Origin of the sequence: Thermomonospora umbrina (assembly GCF_003386555.1) — a bacterium.
Classification (GTDB): domain Bacteria; phylum Actinomycetota; class Actinomycetes; order Streptosporangiales; family Streptosporangiaceae; genus Thermomonospora; species Thermomonospora umbrina.
Map to the genome: position 1 here is coordinate 5,204,787 of NZ_QTTT01000001.1, position 16,812 is coordinate 5,221,598.

Consider the following 16,812-nt stretch of genomic DNA (forward strand, 5'->3'; position numbering starts at 1 on the left):
CCTGTTCCGCTGCACCCTCATGCGGCGGGACGCATTCCCTACGCACCATGCGGACCCGTACGCGGACCATTCGCCGGGATCTGCGGGTGACGATCATCAGAAGGAGCCCCGTGTCGCTCGACACCGCCACCAAGAACAAGATCATCGCTGAGTACGCGACCACTGAGGGTGACACCGGATCCCCGGAGGTCCAGGTCGCGCTGCTGACCCGCCGCATCAACGACCTCACCGAGCACCTGAAGACCCACAAGCACGACCACCACAGCCGCCGCGGCCTGCTGCTGCTGGTGGGCCGGCGCCGCCGGCTGCTGAAGTACCTGGCCGACAAGGACATCAACCGCTACCGGCAGTTGATCGAGCGACTCGGTCTGCGCCGCTAGGGCGGTGAGGGAGTGACCCGCCGGGTCACTCCCTCTCTCATATGCGGGTATACGAGCCCGTACAACTCAAGACGAGGCCCGCGAGACGAGTCGGCTTGTGGCGCGGCCGGTCCTCGGTAGTGGCCCCCGGATCACCGATCCGAGGGCTTCGATCGAAGACCGGCGCCGGCGAAACCACAGGGCTCGATCGCGGGGCGAGCAACGAAGGAGCATTCCCGTGGAACCTGTGCGCATCGACGGAGCACAGATGGCCGAGGCCGTCATCGACAACGGCGCGTTCGGCACCCGCACCCTCCGGTTCGAGACGGGCCGACTGGCCCGCCAGGCGGCCGGCTCGGCCGTCGTCTATCTCGACGACGAGACCATGGTGCTGTCGGCGTCGACGGCGTCCAAGAAGCCCAAGGAGAACCTGGACTTCTTCCCGCTGACGGTGGACGTCGAGGAGCGGATGTACGCCGCGGGCCGGATCCCCGGCTCGTTCTTCCGCCGCGAGGGCCGTCCCTCCGAGGACGCCATCCTGACCTGCCGGCTGATCGACCGGCCGTTGCGCCCGTCCTTCGCCAAGGGCCTGCGCAACGAGATCCAGATCGTCGAGACGATCCTGGCGCTGCACCCCGACCACCTCTACGACGTGGTCGCCATCAACGCCGCCTCGATGTCCACCCAGCTCTCGGGGATCCCGTTCTCGGGCCCGATCGGCGGCGTGCGCGTCGCGCTGATCGACGGCGCCTGGGTCGGCTTCCCCACGCACTCCGAGCTCGAGCGCGCCACCTTCGACATGGTGGTGGCCGGCCGGACGCTGGACGACGGCGACGTCGCCATCATGATGGTGGAGGCCGAGTCCACCCGCGACACCCTGGCGCTGGTCGCCGAGGGCGCCGTGGCCCCGACCGAGGAGACCATCGCCGAGGGCCTGGAGGCGGCCAAGCCGTTCATCCGGGTGCTGTGCGCGGCGCAGCGCGAGCTGGCCGCCGCGGCGGGCAAGGAGACGGCCGAGTTCCCGGTCTTCCTGGACTACACCGACGACGTCTACGAGGCGGTCTCCGCCGCGGTGTCGCAGGAGCTGGCCCAGGCGCTGACCATCTCCGGCAAGCAGGAGCGCGAGTCCCGGCTCGACGAGCTCAAGGCCGTCACGCTGGAGAAGCTGGTCCCCGACTTCGAGGGCCGCGACAAGGAGCTGTCGGCGGCGTTCCGCGCGGTCACCAAGAAGCTGATCCGCGAGCGCATCATCCGCGACGGCGTCCGCATCGACGGCCGCGGCGCCAAGGACATCCGGGGGCTGTCGGCCGAGGCGCACGTGCTGCCGCGGGTGCACGGCTCGGCGCTGTTCGAGCGGGGCGAGACCCAGATCATGGGCGTGACCACGCTCAACATGCTCCGGATGGAGCAGATGATCGACACGCTCAACCCCGAGCGCACCAAGCGCTACATGCACAACTACAACTTCCCGCCGTACTCGACCGGTGAGACCGGCCGGGTCGGCTCGCCGAAGCGGCGCGAGATCGGGCACGGCGCGCTGGCGGAGCGGGCGCTGATCCCGGTGCTGCCGACGCGCGAGGAGTTCCCGTACGCCATCCGGCAGGTGTCGGAGGCGCTGAGCTCCAACGGCTCGACGTCGATGGGCTCGGTCTGCGCGTCCACGATGTCGCTGCTGGACGCGGGCGTGCCGCTCAAGGCGAGCGTCGCGGGCATCGCGATGGGCCTGATCCACGAGGGCGGCGAGTACGTCACGCTGACCGACATCCTCGGCGCCGAGGACGCGTTCGGCGACATGGACTTCAAGGTCGCCGGCACCCGTGAGCTGATCACGGCGCTCCAGCTCGACACCAAGCTGGACGGCATCCCCGCGTCCGTGCTGGGCGCGGCGCTCCGGCAGGCCCGCGCGGCCCGCCTGGCGATCCTGGACGTGATGGCCGAGGCCATCTCGACCCCCGCCGAGATGAGCGAGTACGCGCCGCGGATCATCACCATCAAGGTCCCGGTCGACAAGATCGGCGAGGTCATCGGCCCCAAGGGCAAGATGATCAACTCGATCCAGGACGACACCGGCGCCGACATCACCATCGAGGACGACGGCACCATCTACGTGGGCGCGATCGACGGGACCTCCGCGGAGGCCGCCCGTCAGGCGATCAACGCGATCGCCAACCCGCACATGCCGGAGATCGGCGAGCGCTACCTGGGCACCGTCGTCAAGACCACCACGTTCGGCGCGTTCGTGTCGCTGCTGCCCGGCAAGGACGGCCTGCTGCACGTCTCGCAGATCCGCAAGCTGCACGGCGGCGTCCGGATCGAGAACGTCGAGGACTACGTCAAGGTCGGCGACAAGATCCAGGTCGAGGTCACCGAGATCGACCAGCGCGGCAAGCTGTCGCTGGTGCCGGTCGACGTGGTCGAGCGCGAGGCCGCCGAGAAGGGCGAGCGCGGTCCCGCCGGCGAGCCCGAGGACGAGCCCGCCGCCGCCGACGAGGGCGGCGAGGGCGGCGACCGGCCGCGTCGGCGTCGCACCCGCGCCCGCGAGGGCGGACAGCGCAACACCTGACCGGTACCCGTCGAGTTCTCCCCGGGGGGTCCGCCTCCCGGGGAGAACCCGCGCAGAGCCTGAACGAACGAGAGGCGAGGGCGGCGTGACGCTGTCGGCCAGGGCACAGGAGCCCGGCACCACCCATCTGGTCCATCCCGGCGCGGACGGGGCCGGCGCCGTCCGGCGCACCGTGCTCCCCGGCGGGCTGCGCGTCATCACCGAGACCATGCCCACCGTGCGCTCCGCGGCGTTCGGCATCTGGGCCGGGGTCGGCTCCCGGGACGAGGACGCCCGCGACTCCGGCGCCTCGCACTACCTGGAGCACACCCTCTTCAAGGGGACCCGGCGGCGTTCGGCGCTGGAGATCTCCGCCGCGCTCGACGCGGTCGGCGGTGACCTGAACGCCTTCACCGCCAAGGAGTACACCTGCTACTACGCGCGGGTCCTGGACACCGACCTGCCGCTGGCGGTGGACGTGGTGTCCGACATGGTCATCGCGTCGCTCAACCGGGCCGAGGACGTGGAGGCCGAGCGCGGGGTGATCCTCGAAGAGATCGCCATGCGCGACGACGACCCGAGCGACCTGGTGCACGACGAGTTCTCCACCGCGCTGTACGGCGACGTGCCGCTGGGACGCCCGATCCTCGGCACGGTCGAGTCGATCAACGCGCTGTCCCGTGACGTCATCGACCGCTACTACCGCGACCACTACCGCACCCCGAACCTCGTCGTCGCCGTGGCCGGGAACATCGACCACGACGACGTGGTCCGCCGCGTCACCGAGGCGTTCGCGGGCCGTCTGGACGGCGACGCGACACCGGCCGCGCCCCGCATCGGCGGCGTCGGCGCCCCGGCCCTGCCCGGCGTCCGGGTGGTGGACAAGGACACCGAGCAGGCCAACCTGGTGCTCGGCGGCGTGGGCGTGGCTCGCACCGACGACCGGCGGTTCGCCCTCGGGGTCCTCAACGCGGCGCTGGGCGGCGGCATGTCGTCCCGGCTGTTCCAGGAGGTCCGGGAGAAGCGCGGGCTGGCCTATTCGGTCTACAGCTACACCGCGCAGTACGCCGACACGGGCACGTTCGGCGTCTACGCGGGCTGCCAGCCCGGCAAGGTCGACGAGGTGCTGTCGATCTGCCGCGACGAGGTGGCCAAGCTCGCCGCCGGCGGCCTCGACGACGAGGAGCTGGAGCGGGGCAAGGGCCAGTTGCGCGGGTCGATGGTCCTCGGGCTGGAGGACACCGGCTCCCGGATGAGCCGGATCGGCAAGAGCGAGCTGGTGTACGAGCACCTGCTGCCGGTGGACGACGTACTGGCGCGGATCGAGGCCGTCACCCACGACGACGTCCGGGAGATGGCCCGCGAGGTGCTCGACAAGGTCGGCACCCTCACCGTGGTCGGTCCCTTCGGCGATCGGGACTTCTCCCTCTGACCCCGCCGGCCGTTTGGCGGAGGCGTCCGTCCGGGTAGGCCCCTTCGCATGGGCCTCCTGATCCGGGTGTTGACGACCGGCGTCGCGTTGTGGGTCGCCGCGGCCGTGCTGGACGGTGTGGACGTCAGGGCCTCGACCCGGGCCGGTGAGGTCGGGACGCTGGCCGTCGTCGCGGTGATCTTCGGTCTGGTCAACCTCCTGATCAAGCCCGTGATCAAGGTGCTGGGCTGCGCCTTCTACATCCTGACGTTCGGGCTCTTCGCGCTGGTCGTCAACGCGGCGCTGCTGATGCTGACGAGCTGGGCGGCCGGAGAGCTGGACCTGCCGTTCCACGTGGAGTGGTTCTGGCCGGCGTTCTGGGGCGCGATCATCGTCGGCGTGGTGAGCTGGCTGCTGAACGCCGTGCTGGCCGGCGAGGACTGAGCACCCCCGCGATAGGCTCGGGCGATCACCGTGTCGCGGAGGCGGAGGGACGATCGTGATCAACGTTGGGGTGCTGGGCGCGCGGGGCCGGATGGGCGCCGAGGTGTGCCGGGCCGTCGAGGGGGCCGACGACCTGGAGCTGGTCGCCGCCGTCGACCAGGGCGACGACCTGGCCCCGCTCACCGCCGCCGATGTGGTCGTCGACTTCACCCACCCCGGCGTCGTGATGGACAACCTGCGCTGGTGCGTCGAGCACGGCCTGCACGCGGTCGTCGGCACCAGCGGCTTCGACTCCGACCGGCTGGCCCGGGTGCGCGCCTGGCAGGAGGACGCGCCGGGCGCCAAGGTGCTCGTCGGGCCCAACTTCGGCATCGGCGCCGTGCTGATGATGGACTTCGCCCGTCGGGCCGCCCCGTTCTTCGAGTCCGTCGAGATCATCGAGCTGCACCACCCGAACAAGATCGACGCCCCCAGCGGCACCGCGTACCGCACCGCCGAGCTGGTCGCCGAGGCCCGCGCCAAGGCCGGGTCCGGGCCCTCGCCCGACGCCACCACCTCCGAGCTCGCCGGGGCCCGCGGGACCGACGTCGAGGGCGTCCGGGTCCACGCCGTCCGGCTGGCGGGCCTGATCGCCCACCAGGAGGTGCTGCTCGGCGGGCACGGGGAGATTTTCACCATCCGGCACGACTCGATGAACCGGGAGTCGTTCATGCCGGGGGTGCTGCTGGCGGTGCGTCGGGTGGCCGACCTGCCCGAGCCGCTCACCGTCGGCATCGAGTCCCTGTTGGGCCTGTGACACCGCCGATCCTGGCCGGGGAGCCCTGGGAGTACCTGGGGGCCGACGAGGCGATCGACGTCGAGCACGACCTGATCGTCGCGGCGGCGGCCTCGCTGCGCACCGGGGACGACCTCGCGTTCGCCGAGGCGGCCTTCGCGCTGGTGCGCGACGAGGTCGTCCATCCGTTGGACGTCCGCGACCGGCGGCCCACCTGGCGGGCCTCCGATGTGCTCCGCGAGCGGGTGGGCCTGTGCTACGCCCAGTCCCACCTGCTGGTGGCGCTGCTGCGGGCGGGGGGCATCGAGGCGGGCCTGTGCTATCAGCGGCTGTCCGACGACGGCACGGGGCACTTCCTGCACGGGCTGGCCGCCGTGCTGCTGGAGGACCACTGGGTCCGGCTCGACCCGCGCGGTCCCGACGTCGGGTTCTCCGCCACCGAGGACCGGCTCCTCTACACGGTGCGGCCGGAGCTGGGGGAGATCGACTACCCGAAGGTGTACCCGTCGCCGGCGCCGGTCGTTCTGGACGTCCTGCGCTCGCACGACGACGGCGTGGCGTTGTGCGAGGACGGCGGCCTGCCGGGCGCGCTGGAGGACTGAGCCGGGTTGCCGGGGACGTCCGGCGCGTCCTAGGGTGCGCCGGGTGACCCCCGCCGAACACGACTACACGGGCCGGACGTTCGGCGCCGCGGACTTCCGCGACCGGGTGTTCGACACGCCGGCGATCTTCACCGACTGCGTCTTCACCGAACGGCCCGACTTCTCGGGGGCCGTGTTCAAGGCGCGGGTGTTCTTCACCCGGGCGGTGTTCGAGCGGGGCGTCGACTTCCACGAGACGACGTTCGAGAAGTTCGCGAACTTCGAGGACGTCGCGGTGACCGGCGACGCCCGTTTCACCGGGGCGGTGTTCGAGACCGGTCTCCTGCTGGAGCACGCCGAGATCGACGGTGTGCTGCGCCTCGACCGGGTGCAGTTCCATGAGACCCGACTGATGGGCCCGCTGCGGGCCAAGGAGATCGACTTCCGGCTCGTCGTCTTCCATCGCCGGGCGCGCCTGGAGTTCGTCACGGGCCTGGTGCGCTGTGAACGGGCCTCGTTCTACGGGGGCGTTCAGTTCCAGCTCGACGGCGCGGACATCATCCTCAAGGACAGCGAGCTGGGGCCGGCGTCGCGGGTGGCGACCTACACGGCGGAGCGTGAACGGTACGGGCGGCCCGCCCGTCGTCCTCGGCTCGTGACCGTCTCCGGCACGGACGTGGCGACGCTCAGCATCTCCCGAGCCGACCTGTCGGCCTGCAAGCTCATGCACGCGCACAACCTCGACCTGCTGCGCGTCCGCACCGACGACGCGTTCGGTCTGACCCCTCGGCGGCTGCGGTTGGCGCGCCGCGAGGTCATCGGGGACGAGGTCCGGTGGCGGGCCGAGCACGGCGGCGGGCGGCGGGCCCGGGAACGCTGGCGGCCTCCCGTCGACTGGCCTGACGTGGAGGCGCCCCAACTGGCCGGCGAGGTCGTCAAGACCTACCGCGCGCTGCGCAAGGGCCGCGAGGACAGCGGGGACGGGCCCGGAGCCGCCGACTTCTACTACGGCGAGATGGAGATGCGCCGACTCGGCTCCGGGCGGCTGTCCAGGGAGCAGTGGCGGAACCGGAGCCTGCGCGGCTGGACGGCGGCGACCGGCGAGTACGTCCTGCTGTCGCTGTACTGGCTGGTGTCCGGGTACGGGTTGAGGGCGTGGCGGTCGTTCACGGCGCTGGCGGTCGTGGTCGCGCTCGCCGCCGCCGGGTTCATGACGTGGGGGTTCCCGGCCAAGGTGAAGATGGACTACGGCGACTCGTTCCGCTTCACCCTCCGCGCCGCCACGTCGCTGCTGCGGGGGACGGAGGCGCAACTGACGCCGACGGGGGAGTGGATCGAACTCGTGCTGCGCTTCCTGGGGCCCGTCCTGCTGGGCTTGGGCGTCCTGGCCGTGCGCGGTCGGGTCAGACGTTGAGGAGAGGTCATGGAAGAGTCGTTCGCGCGAGCCCTCTGGCACGTCATGGAGCCCGTGCACGCGGTCACCTACTTCGCCGACGAGTGCCTGGAGGCCCATCGGGCGGTGGGGCTCCGGGGGTACTGGATGGGGTACTTCGGTGCGCGTGCGGCGCCGCTGGGCCCGGTTCCGGCGGGGGTCGTGGAGGCCGTCTTCTACAACTTCCACCCTTCGAGGGTCCGTCGCGCCGTTCCGGACGCGTGGGGGTTCGCCGCTCCGGCCGCGATCCTGGACGCCCGGGCGAAGGGAGCGGCCACGGCGCTGCGGAGGCTGGTGCCCGAGGTGGACGAGGCGGCCCCCTCGGTGAACCCGCTCCTGGCGGCCGTCGTCGCGGCGGCCGAGGCCTCGGGTCGCCCGCTGTTCGGGGCCAACCGCGACCTGCCGGAACGCGACGACCCCGTCGAGGTGCTGTGGCAGGCGGCGACCGCGCTCCGCGAGCATCGCGGGGACGGACACGTCGCCGTGCTGGCCGCCGAGGGGCTGGACGGCTGCGAGGTCCACGTTCTGATGTCGGCGATCGAGGGCGTCCCGGCGGACATGATCCGGCTCTCCCGCGCCTGGACGCCGGAGGACTGGGCGGCGGCCGTCGACCGGCTCGCCGCGCGCGGCCTGGTGGCCGGCGACGGAGCGGTCACCCCGGCCGGTCGGGAGCTGCGCGGGCGGATCGAGGCCCGTACGGACGAACTCGCCGCCAAGCCCTACCTGGCGGCGCTCCCCGACCCGGAGGCGCTGATCCCGCTGGTGCGGCCGTTGGGGGAGGGGGCCGCCGCGGGGCTGCGCTTCCCCAACCCGATGGGGCTGCCGCGTCCGTCGTGACCGTGGGCTAGGGCGACGCGAAGCCGTGCCGGTGGAGGACTCCGCGGGCCTCGGCCGACCCCAGCCACGCGATGAGGGCCTCCGCGGCCTCCTCGTGGTCGCCGTCGACGAGCGCGGCGGCGGGGTAGGCGACCGTGGTGTTCTGGTCGGCGGGGATCGCCACGCTGCTCGCGGCCGCCCCCGCCGAGCGCATGTCGGTGATGTAGACGATGCCCGCGTCGGCCTCCCCGGTCCTGATCCGGGTGAGGACCGATCGGGCGCCGATCTCCTCCGACACCGGCCGTACCGCGAGCCGCTCCCCGTCCAGGACGCGCCGCGCGTATCGGCCGACCGGCGACGTCGCCGAGCCCAGGACGACGCGCAGGCCGGGTCGGCCCAGGTCGGTGAGGCCGCGGACACCCGCCGGGTTGCCGGGGGCGACGGCGATCGTCAGGGAGTTGCGGGCGATGACGCGCCGCCGGCCGACGTCGTCGGCCACCGGCTGCATGGCCGTCTCGTCGCCGGTCACCAGCACGTCCGCGCGCTGCCGGTCGCGGAGACGCTCGACCAGCTCGGACGAGCCGCCGAAGACGAACCGCACCCGTACGTCGTGGGAGCGCCCGTAGCGTCCGCCCAGCTCGGTCAGCGCCTCGGTCAGCGCGGACGTGGCGAACACGGTGAGCGTCACCGGCCCGGACGACCCGCCGCAGCCCGGGGTGAGCAGCAGGGCGGCGACACAGGCGACCGACCGTGGAAGGAGGGGGCGAGGGGGCATATGTGGTGATCATAGGGCCGTGGCCGTGTTTCGCCCGTGCTTTGTCGGCGGCAGGTCATAGGGTCCTGGGTGGTATCGACATTCCCCCGGAGGCCCGACGATGTCCCTCGACCTGATGGAGCTGCTGCCCGGCGATTGGCGCGAGCGGCTCGACCCGTTGCTCGACCCGATCGGCACGGCGGCGCTCGGCGCTTTCGTCGCCGACGAATACGAGCGGCAGACGGTCTTTCCGGTGCGTGAGGATCTGTTCAACGCCTTTCGCCACTGCTCGTACGACAACGCCCGGGTGCTGATCCTCGGGCAGGACCCCTACCACGGCCCCGGGCAGGCCCACGGGCTGAGCTTCAGCGTCCGCGAGGGTGTCCGGCTGCCTCCGTCGCTGCGCAACATCTACAAGGAATTGGCAGCCGACCTCGAGGTGCCCGCCGCCGCGAGCGGCGACCTGACCCCGTGGGCCGACCAGGGCGTGCTGCTGCTCAACGCCGTGCTGACCGTGCGGTCGGGCGAGGCGGGCTCTCACGCGGGCAAGGGCTGGGAGGAGTTCACCGACGCCGCCATCTCCGCCCTGAACGCCAAGGACGAGCGGGTCGTGTTCGTGCTGTGGGGGGCCTACGCGCGCAAGAAGGCCCGGCTGGTGACCAACCCGGCCCACGTGGTCATCGAGTCGGCCCACCCGAGCCCGCTGAGCGCCAAGAAGTTCTTCGGCACCCGGCCGTTCAGCGCCGTCAACAAGGCCCTCACCGACGCCGGCCTGGCCGAGATCGACTGGGCGCTGCCGGGCTGATCCCCCGTGCGGGGGAGCCTTCTGGCCCCGAGGCGGGACGCGTCGCGGACACGGTCGGCGGACAGTGGACGTCATGACCGCAATCACTCACGCGGGGGCCGCCCGGCCGCGGAACCTCCGGCTGATCGTGTGCTGGCTGACCATCGCCGCCTGCGTCCCCTACCTCACCCTCAAGGTCCTCTGGCTGAGCGGCGGCACCGTCGGCTGGATCGACCCGGCCGACGCGGAGGGCTCCGCCCTGTACACGGCCAACGCCATCACGCTGGTGATGGACATGATCGCCGTCGTGGTGGCGCTGGCGCTGACCTACGGCTGGGGACGTCGACTCCCGGCCTGGCTGGTGCTCACGCCGATCTGGGTCGCCGCGGGCCTGCTCGCCCCGATCGTCGTGGCCGCGCTGCCCGCCATGGCGATCGAGGCCGCCGTCGGCTCGTCGGGGTCCGCCCAGCCGGACATGGGGCTGGAGACGTGGGTCTTCGTCATGGTGTACACCGGCTTCACGCTGCAGGGCATCGGGCTGATGGCCGCGTTCGCGCTGTACGCGCGGGACCGCTGGCCTGACGTGTTCCGGACGCGGACCGCCGCGTTGCCGAAGGGGCCGACGGCCTCCCTGCAGTCCCTGATGGTCGTGACCGCCGCCGTCCTCGCCGTCCCGTACGTCGTCGTGCACGGGTACTGGGCGCTCGGCGGCGACGCCGGGATCTCCGACGACATGCTCGACGACCGGTCCACCGCCTCGTACGTCGTCGCCGGGGTCTGGGGCGCCATGGCCGTCGTGGGCGTCCTGGGGCTGCTGGCGTTGGTGTTCCGCCGGGGTTCGGGACGGCTGTTGGGTCCCCTGACCGCCGCCTGGGTCGGCGCCGGCTCGATGTTCTGCCAGTCGCTCTACCAGATGCTGGTCCTGATCGGCCGGCCCGGCGAGCTGGGGGGCGAGGGCACCGCCCTCGGCGGCTACACGCTGCTGGCGGGCCTGATCTCCGGTCTGATCCTCGCCCTGGCCGGTGCCGTGCTGCTCGCCGAGCGACCCCAACGACCCGCCGGGTGCTCGCCGAGGTCCTAGAGGGCCAGACCCAGGGCGAGCAGGACGCCGTAGGCGATCTGCAGGCGGCCCGTCTCGCCCAGCACGGGGATCAGGTCCCGTCCCTTGGCCCCGTTCATCACCTTCTGCGTGGGCGGCAGCGAGAGCGGCGCGGCCAGCAGGGTCAGCAGCACCCACGGGTGCGGGGCCGCCACGGCGAGCGCGATCGGGAACGGCAGGGAGGCGCAGGCCGCGTACAGCACCCGGGTGCGCGGCCCGCCGAGCAGGACCGCCAGGGTCCGCTTGCCGGACTCGGTGTCGGTCGGGATGTCCCGCAGGTTGTTGGCCACCAGCAGGGCGCAGGCGATCAGGCCGACCGGCACCGCCGCCGCCCACGCCTCCCACGGCACACCCTCCACCTGCACGTAGACCGTGCCGACCACGGCGACGAGCCCGAAGAACACGAACACCGACAGCTCGCCGAGCGCCCGATAGCCGTACGGGGTCGTGCCGCCGGTGTAGAACCACGCGGCCACGATCGCGGCGGCGCCCACCAGCAGCAGCCACCAGCTCGTCACCGCCGCCAGCACCAGCCCGGCCACCGCCGCCAGCAGGAAGCAGCCCAGCGCCGCCGCCAGCACCTGACGGGGGCGCGCCACCTTGGAGCCGACCAGGCGCAACGGCCCCACCCGCTCGTCGTCGGTGCCGCGCACGCCGTCGCTGTAGTCGTTGGAGTAGTTCACGCCGACCTGCAGGGCCAGGGACACCAGCGCCGCGAGCCCGGCGCGCCACCACACGGCGTGCCCCTCGCCGACGGCGACGCCGGTGCCGGCGACGACGGGGACGAGGGAGGCGGGGAGGGTTCGGGGGCGGGACCCGGCGATCCACTGGGAGAGGGTGGCCACCGGTCAGGACTCCTTCTGCCGCGTCTTCATGATCCTGATTCTTCCCGATGGACGGTGCCGCCGGGCCGCAGCCGCATGCTCATCATCAGCCCCACGGCGAGCAGGGCGGCCGTGACCAGCACCGCCTGGCGCGCCGCGGTGGCGAGGGTCTCGTCGGCGGCCGCCGCCTCGACCCGCGCGGCCGGGTCCTCGTGCAGGTCGCGGGCGTACGTGCCGGCGCTCTCCCGCAGCTCGTGGACGACCTCGGCCCGTCGTTCGGCGGTCAGCGGGGTGTCGCGGAGCCGGTCGGTCATCTCGCGGCCCAGGCCGGTGGCGAACACGGTGCCGATGAGCGCGATGCCCAGCGCCGCGCCGACCTGCCGGGACGTCGACTGCGTGCCGGACGCCTGCCCGGCGTGCGCCGGCGGGACGTCCGCCAGGCTGACGCTGGTCAACTGCGCCGACGTCAGCCCCAGGCCCACACCGTAGGCGAGCATCCAGGGGGCCAGCCCCCAGCCGGTGGTGCCCGAGGTCAGCGTCAGCCCGACGGCGAGGACCGCCAGGACCTCCAGCAGCAGCCCCAGTTGGACGACCCGGTGCGCGCCCCGCCGGTTGGCGAGCCTGCCCGCGAACGGACCGGCCAGGAACGCCCCCACGGCCAGCGGGAGGATCGCCACGCTGATCTGGAGCGGAGAGTCGCCGTGCACGCCCACCAGGAACAACGGCAGCACGAACAGCAGGCCCAGTTCGCCCACGCTGACGAGCGCGGCGGCCAGGTTGCCCTGCCGGAAGCTCCCGATCCGGAACAGCGCCGGGTCGAGCATCACCGGCCGTCCCGCCGCGCTGCGGGCCCGCTCCACCAGGACCAGGGCGACGACCAGGGCCGCACCGAGCGCCAGCACGACGGGCACCGGCGAGAGCCCGCCGTCCGGCCACGTCACCGGCCCCATGTGGAACGTCCGGGTGGCGGCCCACCAGCCGTACCAGGGGCCCTCGATCAGGCCGCAGACCAACGCCCCGAGGCCCAGGGCGGCCAGCGCGCCGCCGAGCCAGTCGACGCCGCGCACCCCCGTCTGGCGGGTCTCCGGCATCAGGGCCAGCGCCCCGACGATCAGCGCCAGTCCGAGCGGCAGGTTGATCCCGAACGCCCAGCGCCAGCTCAGCGAGGTCGCGATGGCCCCGCCGAGCAGGGGGCCCAGCGCCGCCATCCCGCCGATCAGCGACCCCCAGATCCCGAAGGCGATGGCGCGTTCCCGGCCGGTGAAGACCGCGTTCATGGTGGACAGGGTCGCCGGCATGAGCAGCGAGGCCCCCACGCCCTGCAGGGCCCGCGCCAGGATCAGCGCCCCGCCGCCGGGGGCCGCCGCCGCCAGCAGACTCGCCACGGTGAACACCGCGACACCCAGCACGAACATGCGCCGTCGCCCGACCAGATCGCCGGCCCGGCCGCAGGGGATCAGCAGCGCCGCGAAGACCATCGGGTAGATCGAGGTGACCCACTCGGCCTCGCCGGTGGTCAGGTCGAGCCCGGCGACGATCTGGGGGATCAGGACGTTGACGATGGTGGCGTCGACGACGACCAGCGAGACGCCCAGGCTCATGACCACCAGCGCCAGGTGACGCCGTCGCCGTCCGGGTCGCTCCGCGGTCTCTGCGGGGGCGGGGGCGGTCGCGGGCGCGCTCAATCGATCATCCTGGCTCGGGAAGGTGCGGGTCGGAAGGTGCGGGCGGGCGGTTGCCCCACCATGCGCCTCCAACATAACCGCAGGGCCGGCGCCCCCCGTCCCGACCCCACCCCAGCGGACCGCCGCCCGCCGGCGCGACCTCGCCCCGTCGGGGCGCCCTTTCCGGGCATGGCTTGCCATTAACCGCCATTGTCTGCCATTTCCGGCTATTCGGATGGTGTGCAGCCGCCCGTCGTTCCTTCCGGCCCATCGGTGATACTGGGGACCGGACCGCCGAAGTGCGTGCAACCGGGTCTCTTCGGCGCCGTATCGCTCGGGGGCGAGGAAATGACTGCACAGTCACCGCCGACTCCGCGGGACGCGCGGACGGCCGAGGAATATGTCGGCAGGGCCCGATGTCTCAAGGCGTGGTCCGGATACTCCTATCGGGACCTGGGCCGCCGGGCCGCGGCGAACGGCGACCATCTGCCCCCCAGCACGCTGGCGACGGCGCTGCACCGGGCCTCGCTCCCGGCGGAGCCGCTGATCTCCGCCTTCGTCCGCGCCTGCGGCGGCGACCCCGCCACGGTCGCCGAGTGGATCGACGTCCGCCGACGCATCGCGATCGCCGCCGAGAACGGCACCGCCGCCCCACCCGTTCACACGGAACCGCCGCCCGCCGACCCCTCGCCCGCCCCGCCGCGTACGGAGCCCCCCGTCGTCGCCCCGACCCGCCCCGAGGTCAGGCGTCGAGCCCTGATCGGCGTTCTGGCCGGGGGGACCGCGATCGTCGTCTGCGCGACGGCCAGCGCTCCGGGCCCCACCGTCGACCCGGCGGCGCGGCGCACTTCGCCGACGGCCATCGGGACCGCCGCGCCCACGGGTCCGCTGCTGGACGGCTGGTACCGCGTCCACACGCTCAGGGACGGCGTGTGCCTGGGAGTCGAGGGCCCGTCGAGTGATCCGTCCATCGTCCGGCAGCCCTGCCGGATGACCGCGGGGCAGCGCTTCCATTTCCAGCACGCCGGTGACGCGGCCTACCTGATCCGGGCCGCCCCGCCTCCGGGCTGCGTCACCGTCGAGCCCTCCGGCGACATCGGCCACCTGCGGCTGCGCGACTGTTCACCGGCCCATCCCGGCCAACTGCTGCGCATCGAGGTGCTGCCCCGCGAAGGGCACAGTTGGCTGCCCAGCCGCCTGCGGCTGCGGACCCTGGCCGATCCGGCCCTCCGCGTGCGGGTCGGGCCTCCCGGGCCGGGCGCGTCCTGGGAGGGCGATCTCCGCTTCTATCTGACCCCGTTCGAGGATCCGGCCGCCGTCCGCTAGGGACGGCGGCCGGTGTGTTCCGGTCTAGTGGCACCGGAGCCAGACGGTACGGGTGGTGACGATGGTCGAGCGCCGCGCGGGGTTGTACCCGTGCGGGTAGACGACCTTCGCCCACACCTTGCCCTTGTAGTACGCGCCGCCGAGCCGGGAACGGTCGTCCCAGCCGTGGCGGTGGCACTTGCGGGCGATGGCCACGCCGACGTGACGGGCGTGGTGCCTGCCCCGCCAGCCGCTCGACCCGTGGAATCGGCCGTTCCTGTAGAGGCTCACCTTGATGCGCAGGGCCTTGACCCGGTGGTTGCACCTGATGTGCCCGGCCATCTTGATCAGGCGGCGGTGGTGGCCGTGTCCGTGACCGTGTCCGTGGCCGTGGCGGAGCAGGTGCGGGCGCGTGGCGTGCACCCGGCAGTGGATCCGGTGCGAATGGCCTCCTGCGAGCGCCGCGCCCCGTGTCGCCACGAGGTCGCCGGCGGACTCGGCCACCGGGTCGGCGGGCTTCCCGGCGACCGCCCCCGTGGCCGCCGAGACGGCCGGAACACCGGTCACCGCCATGGTGCCGACCATGAGCCCGATCATCAGGCCCCGTCGGATGGACTTGGGTGCCAAGGGTCCCTCCCCAGAACTGTCGGATGTTCGGTCCCGCGATCACGGGACCGGCGGGGTACGGGCCGACGATGCCCGGGGAGGTCGGGGTGGCGAACGGCACGGGCCGTACGGCACCGTTCGAGATCGTTCGTCGTCCGTTCGGCGGCCGTGTTCCGCGGCGCGGGACGCCTACAGGCCGGTGTGCAACCGGATCATGACGACCGGCGCGCCCATGTCCAGGGTCCGGCGCGCCCCGTCGGGCGCCCAGCCCGCGGAGCCGAGGAACCGGCGCATCACCATGTCGCCCTCGAACGCCCAGGCGACCAGCGTGCCGACGCCGTCCTCGCGGAGCAGGTCCACGCTGGCCGCCAGCAGCCGGCTGCCGTGCCCGGCGCGGCCGTGCAGCGGGTCGACCAGCAACGTCACCAGTTCGGCCGTGTCGGACGGGTCGAGGTCGGCGTCCTCGGCGGGGGCGTGCGCGGCGAAACCCACCACGAGGTCGGCGGAGACGGCCACCAGCAGCCGGTGCCGGGCGCTCGGCGGCGCCACGGCCGCCTCCGCCCACCGCTCCCGCCACACCGTCGCGGCCTCCGGGCTCGTCACCTCGGCGAGCGCCTCGGCGGGCAGCAGGTCGCGATAACCCTCCCGCCAGGCCCGCACCTGGATCTCGGCGACCGCCGCCGCATCCGCCCGCCGAGCGGGCCGTACGCCGACGTCAGCCATGGCCGTCCTCTCCGTGATCACCCCTGCCCGCGCCAGCGTACCGCCGCCCCCCTTCACCCGAACGGGCCCACGCCGGCCCGCGCTCCCGACCGCCCCCACCGGTGCTCGTGCGGTTGGACGGGCGGCTCGATGCGCCGGGGGTCGGTCAGGGGGCGACCGGGCGGCGGCGGGCGCGGTAGGCGCGGGTCTTGGTGCGGTTGCCGCAGACGCGCATCGAGCACCAGGTGCGGGAACGGTTCTTGGAGGTGTCGAGGAAGGCCCAGCGGCAGGTGTCCTCGGGGCAGACCTTCAGTCGCCGCCAACTCCCGTCCGCCGCCGCGTCCTGGATCGCGGCGGCGAGCAGGGCCAGCGCCCCCGGGACGCCGTCGTGGACCGGGAGCAGCACCGGGCCGTCGACGGTCAGCGACACGCACAGCGGCAGCCGCCGCAGCACGTCCGCGAGCCCCGGCCCGTCCGCCCCGGCCGTCGGGCCGTGGTGGCCGAGCAGCACCTCCCGCAGGCCCTCGCGGAGGATCAAAGCCGTGGTCAGCGCGTCGTCGCCGGGGCCGAGCCGACCCGCCGGCAACAGGCCGCGCTCCGCCAGCCACGTGCCGAGGCCGTCCGCGGTGTCGATCTCGTCGGCGGACGTCTCGACGTTGAGCGTGTTGACGAAGTCCCGCAGCAGCAGCGCGGCGTCCGAGCCGGTCACCTTCC

General features: G+C 73.0%; 17 protein-coding genes. 11 read left to right on the top strand and 6 right to left on the bottom strand.

The annotated features are described in order from the left end of the window. Positions 1-110 precede the first annotated feature (110 nt). From rpsO to DFJ69_RS23235, 8 genes are all read left to right on the top strand, one after another. Positions 111-380, top strand: a complete 270-nt coding sequence (rpsO, locus tag DFJ69_RS23200) for a 30S ribosomal protein S15 (RefSeq protein WP_116024548.1) — start codon at positions 111-113, stop codon at positions 378-380. A gap of 247 nt (positions 381-627) precedes the next feature. Next, positions 628-2,922, top strand: coding sequence for a polyribonucleotide nucleotidyltransferase (locus tag DFJ69_RS23205; protein WP_425453423.1), 2,295 nt, complete (start codon positions 628-630; stop codon positions 2,920-2,922). A gap of 85 nt (positions 2,923-3,007) precedes the next feature. After that, a complete protein-coding gene (locus DFJ69_RS23210; protein ID WP_116024549.1) occupies positions 3,008-4,333 on the top strand; it encodes a M16 family metallopeptidase in 1,326 nt (441 codons plus the stop codon). Positions 4,334-4,381: 48 nt separating this feature from the next. Continuing rightward, positions 4,382-4,756: a phage holin family protein gene (locus DFJ69_RS23215; protein WP_116024550.1), complete on the top strand. Its 375-nt coding sequence runs from the start codon at positions 4,382-4,384 to the stop codon at positions 4,754-4,756. A 55-nt stretch (positions 4,757-4,811) separates the two neighbouring features. Further along, positions 4,812-5,552, top strand: a complete 741-nt coding sequence (gene dapB, locus DFJ69_RS23220; protein ID WP_116024551.1) for a 4-hydroxy-tetrahydrodipicolinate reductase — start codon at positions 4,812-4,814, stop codon at positions 5,550-5,552. Then, entirely contained in the window at positions 5,549-6,133 is a 585-nt protein-coding gene (locus tag DFJ69_RS23225; protein WP_116024552.1) for a transglutaminase-like domain-containing protein, read from the top strand. Before dapB ends, DFJ69_RS23225 begins: the two co-directional genes overlap by 4 nt. A gap of 43 nt (positions 6,134-6,176) precedes the next feature. Further along, positions 6,177-7,526: a pentapeptide repeat-containing protein gene (locus DFJ69_RS23230; RefSeq protein ID WP_170177750.1), complete on the top strand. Its 1,350-nt coding sequence runs from the start codon at positions 6,177-6,179 to the stop codon at positions 7,524-7,526. 9 nt (positions 7,527-7,535) lie between these two features. Further along, positions 7,536-8,381: an SCO6745 family protein gene (locus DFJ69_RS23235; protein ID WP_116024554.1), complete on the top strand. Its 846-nt coding sequence runs from the start codon at positions 7,536-7,538 to the stop codon at positions 8,379-8,381. 7 nt (positions 8,382-8,388) lie between these two features. Here DFJ69_RS23235 and modA read toward each other — a convergent pair whose 3' ends face one another. Next, the gene (modA, locus tag DFJ69_RS23240; RefSeq protein ID WP_116024555.1) at positions 8,389-9,135 is read right to left on the bottom strand and encodes a molybdate ABC transporter substrate-binding protein; all 747 of its coding nucleotides are present in this window, start codon (positions 9,133-9,135) and stop codon (positions 8,389-8,391) included. 100 nt (positions 9,136-9,235) lie between these two features. Here modA and DFJ69_RS23245 point away from each other — a divergent pair, with 100 nt between their 5' ends. Beyond that, positions 9,236-9,919 (top strand): uracil-DNA glycosylase, encoded by a 684-nt coding sequence (locus tag DFJ69_RS23245; RefSeq protein ID WP_116024556.1) that lies wholly within the window; start codon positions 9,236-9,238, stop codon positions 9,917-9,919. A gap of 73 nt (positions 9,920-9,992) precedes the next feature. After that, complete coding sequence (locus DFJ69_RS23250) at positions 9,993-10,979, top strand: hypothetical protein (protein ID WP_116024557.1); 987 nt, start codon at positions 9,993-9,995, stop codon at positions 10,977-10,979. Here the strand turns inward: DFJ69_RS23250 and DFJ69_RS23255 are convergent. Continuing rightward, the gene (locus DFJ69_RS23255) at positions 10,976-11,842 is read right to left on the bottom strand and encodes a 1,4-dihydroxy-2-naphthoate polyprenyltransferase (RefSeq protein ID WP_116024558.1); all 867 of its coding nucleotides are present in this window, start codon (positions 11,840-11,842) and stop codon (positions 10,976-10,978) included. The genes DFJ69_RS23250 and DFJ69_RS23255 overlap by 4 nt on opposite strands. Positions 11,843-11,868: 26 nt before the next feature. Further along, positions 11,869-13,506, bottom strand: coding sequence for an MFS transporter (locus tag DFJ69_RS23260; RefSeq protein WP_245974535.1), 1,638 nt, complete (start codon positions 13,504-13,506; stop codon positions 11,869-11,871). Positions 13,507-13,833: 327 nt separating this feature from the next. On the opposite strand from DFJ69_RS23260, the gene DFJ69_RS23265 reads away from it, so the two are divergent. Further along, positions 13,834-14,811, top strand: coding sequence for an RICIN domain-containing protein (locus DFJ69_RS23265; RefSeq protein WP_116024560.1), 978 nt, complete (start codon positions 13,834-13,836; stop codon positions 14,809-14,811). Positions 14,812-14,835: 24 nt separating this feature from the next. Here the strand turns inward: DFJ69_RS23265 and DFJ69_RS23270 are convergent, their stop codons facing one another. From DFJ69_RS23270 to DFJ69_RS23280, 3 genes are all read right to left on the bottom strand, one after another. Beyond that, the gene (locus DFJ69_RS23270; protein ID WP_147312394.1) at positions 14,836-15,417 is read right to left on the bottom strand and encodes a hypothetical protein; all 582 of its coding nucleotides are present in this window, start codon (positions 15,415-15,417) and stop codon (positions 14,836-14,838) included. Positions 15,418-15,585: 168 nt separating this feature from the next. Further along, positions 15,586-16,119, bottom strand: a complete 534-nt coding sequence (locus DFJ69_RS23275; RefSeq protein ID WP_116026837.1) for a GNAT family N-acetyltransferase — start codon at positions 16,117-16,119, stop codon at positions 15,586-15,588. A gap of 145 nt (positions 16,120-16,264) precedes the next feature. Continuing rightward, positions 16,265-16,807 carry a CGNR zinc finger domain-containing protein gene (locus DFJ69_RS23280; RefSeq protein ID WP_116024562.1) on the bottom strand — a complete coding sequence of 181 codons (543 nt, stop codon included), beginning with the start codon at positions 16,805-16,807 and terminating at the stop codon, positions 16,265-16,267. Positions 16,808-16,812 lie beyond the last annotated feature (5 nt).

Bases quoted from the DNA above. Each gene is read 5' to 3' on its own strand.
- DFJ69_RS23215 (WP_116024550.1), top strand. From the start codon at position 4,382: ATGGGCCTCCTGATCCGGGTGTTGACGACCGGCGTCGCGTTGTGGGTC.
- DFJ69_RS23250 (WP_116024557.1), top strand. From the start codon at position 9,993: ATGACCGCAATCACTCACGCGGGGGCCGCCCGGCCGCGGAACCTCCGG.
- DFJ69_RS23245 (WP_116024556.1), top strand. From the start codon at position 9,236: ATGTCCCTCGACCTGATGGAGCTGCTGCCCGGCGATTGGCGCGAGCGG.
- modA (WP_116024555.1), bottom strand. From the start codon at position 9,135: ATGCCCCCTCGCCCCCTCCTTCCACGGTCGGTCGCCTGTGTCGCCGCC.
- DFJ69_RS23265 (WP_116024560.1), top strand. From the start codon at position 13,834: ATGACTGCACAGTCACCGCCGACTCCGCGGGACGCGCGGACGGCCGAG.
- DFJ69_RS23235 (WP_116024554.1), top strand. From the start codon at position 7,536: ATGGAAGAGTCGTTCGCGCGAGCCCTCTGGCACGTCATGGAGCCCGTG.
- DFJ69_RS23205 (WP_425453423.1), top strand. From the start codon at position 628: ATGGCCGAGGCCGTCATCGACAACGGCGCGTTCGGCACCCGCACCCTC.
- DFJ69_RS23275 (WP_116026837.1), bottom strand. From the start codon at position 16,119: ATGGCTGACGTCGGCGTACGGCCCGCTCGGCGGGCGGATGCGGCGGCG.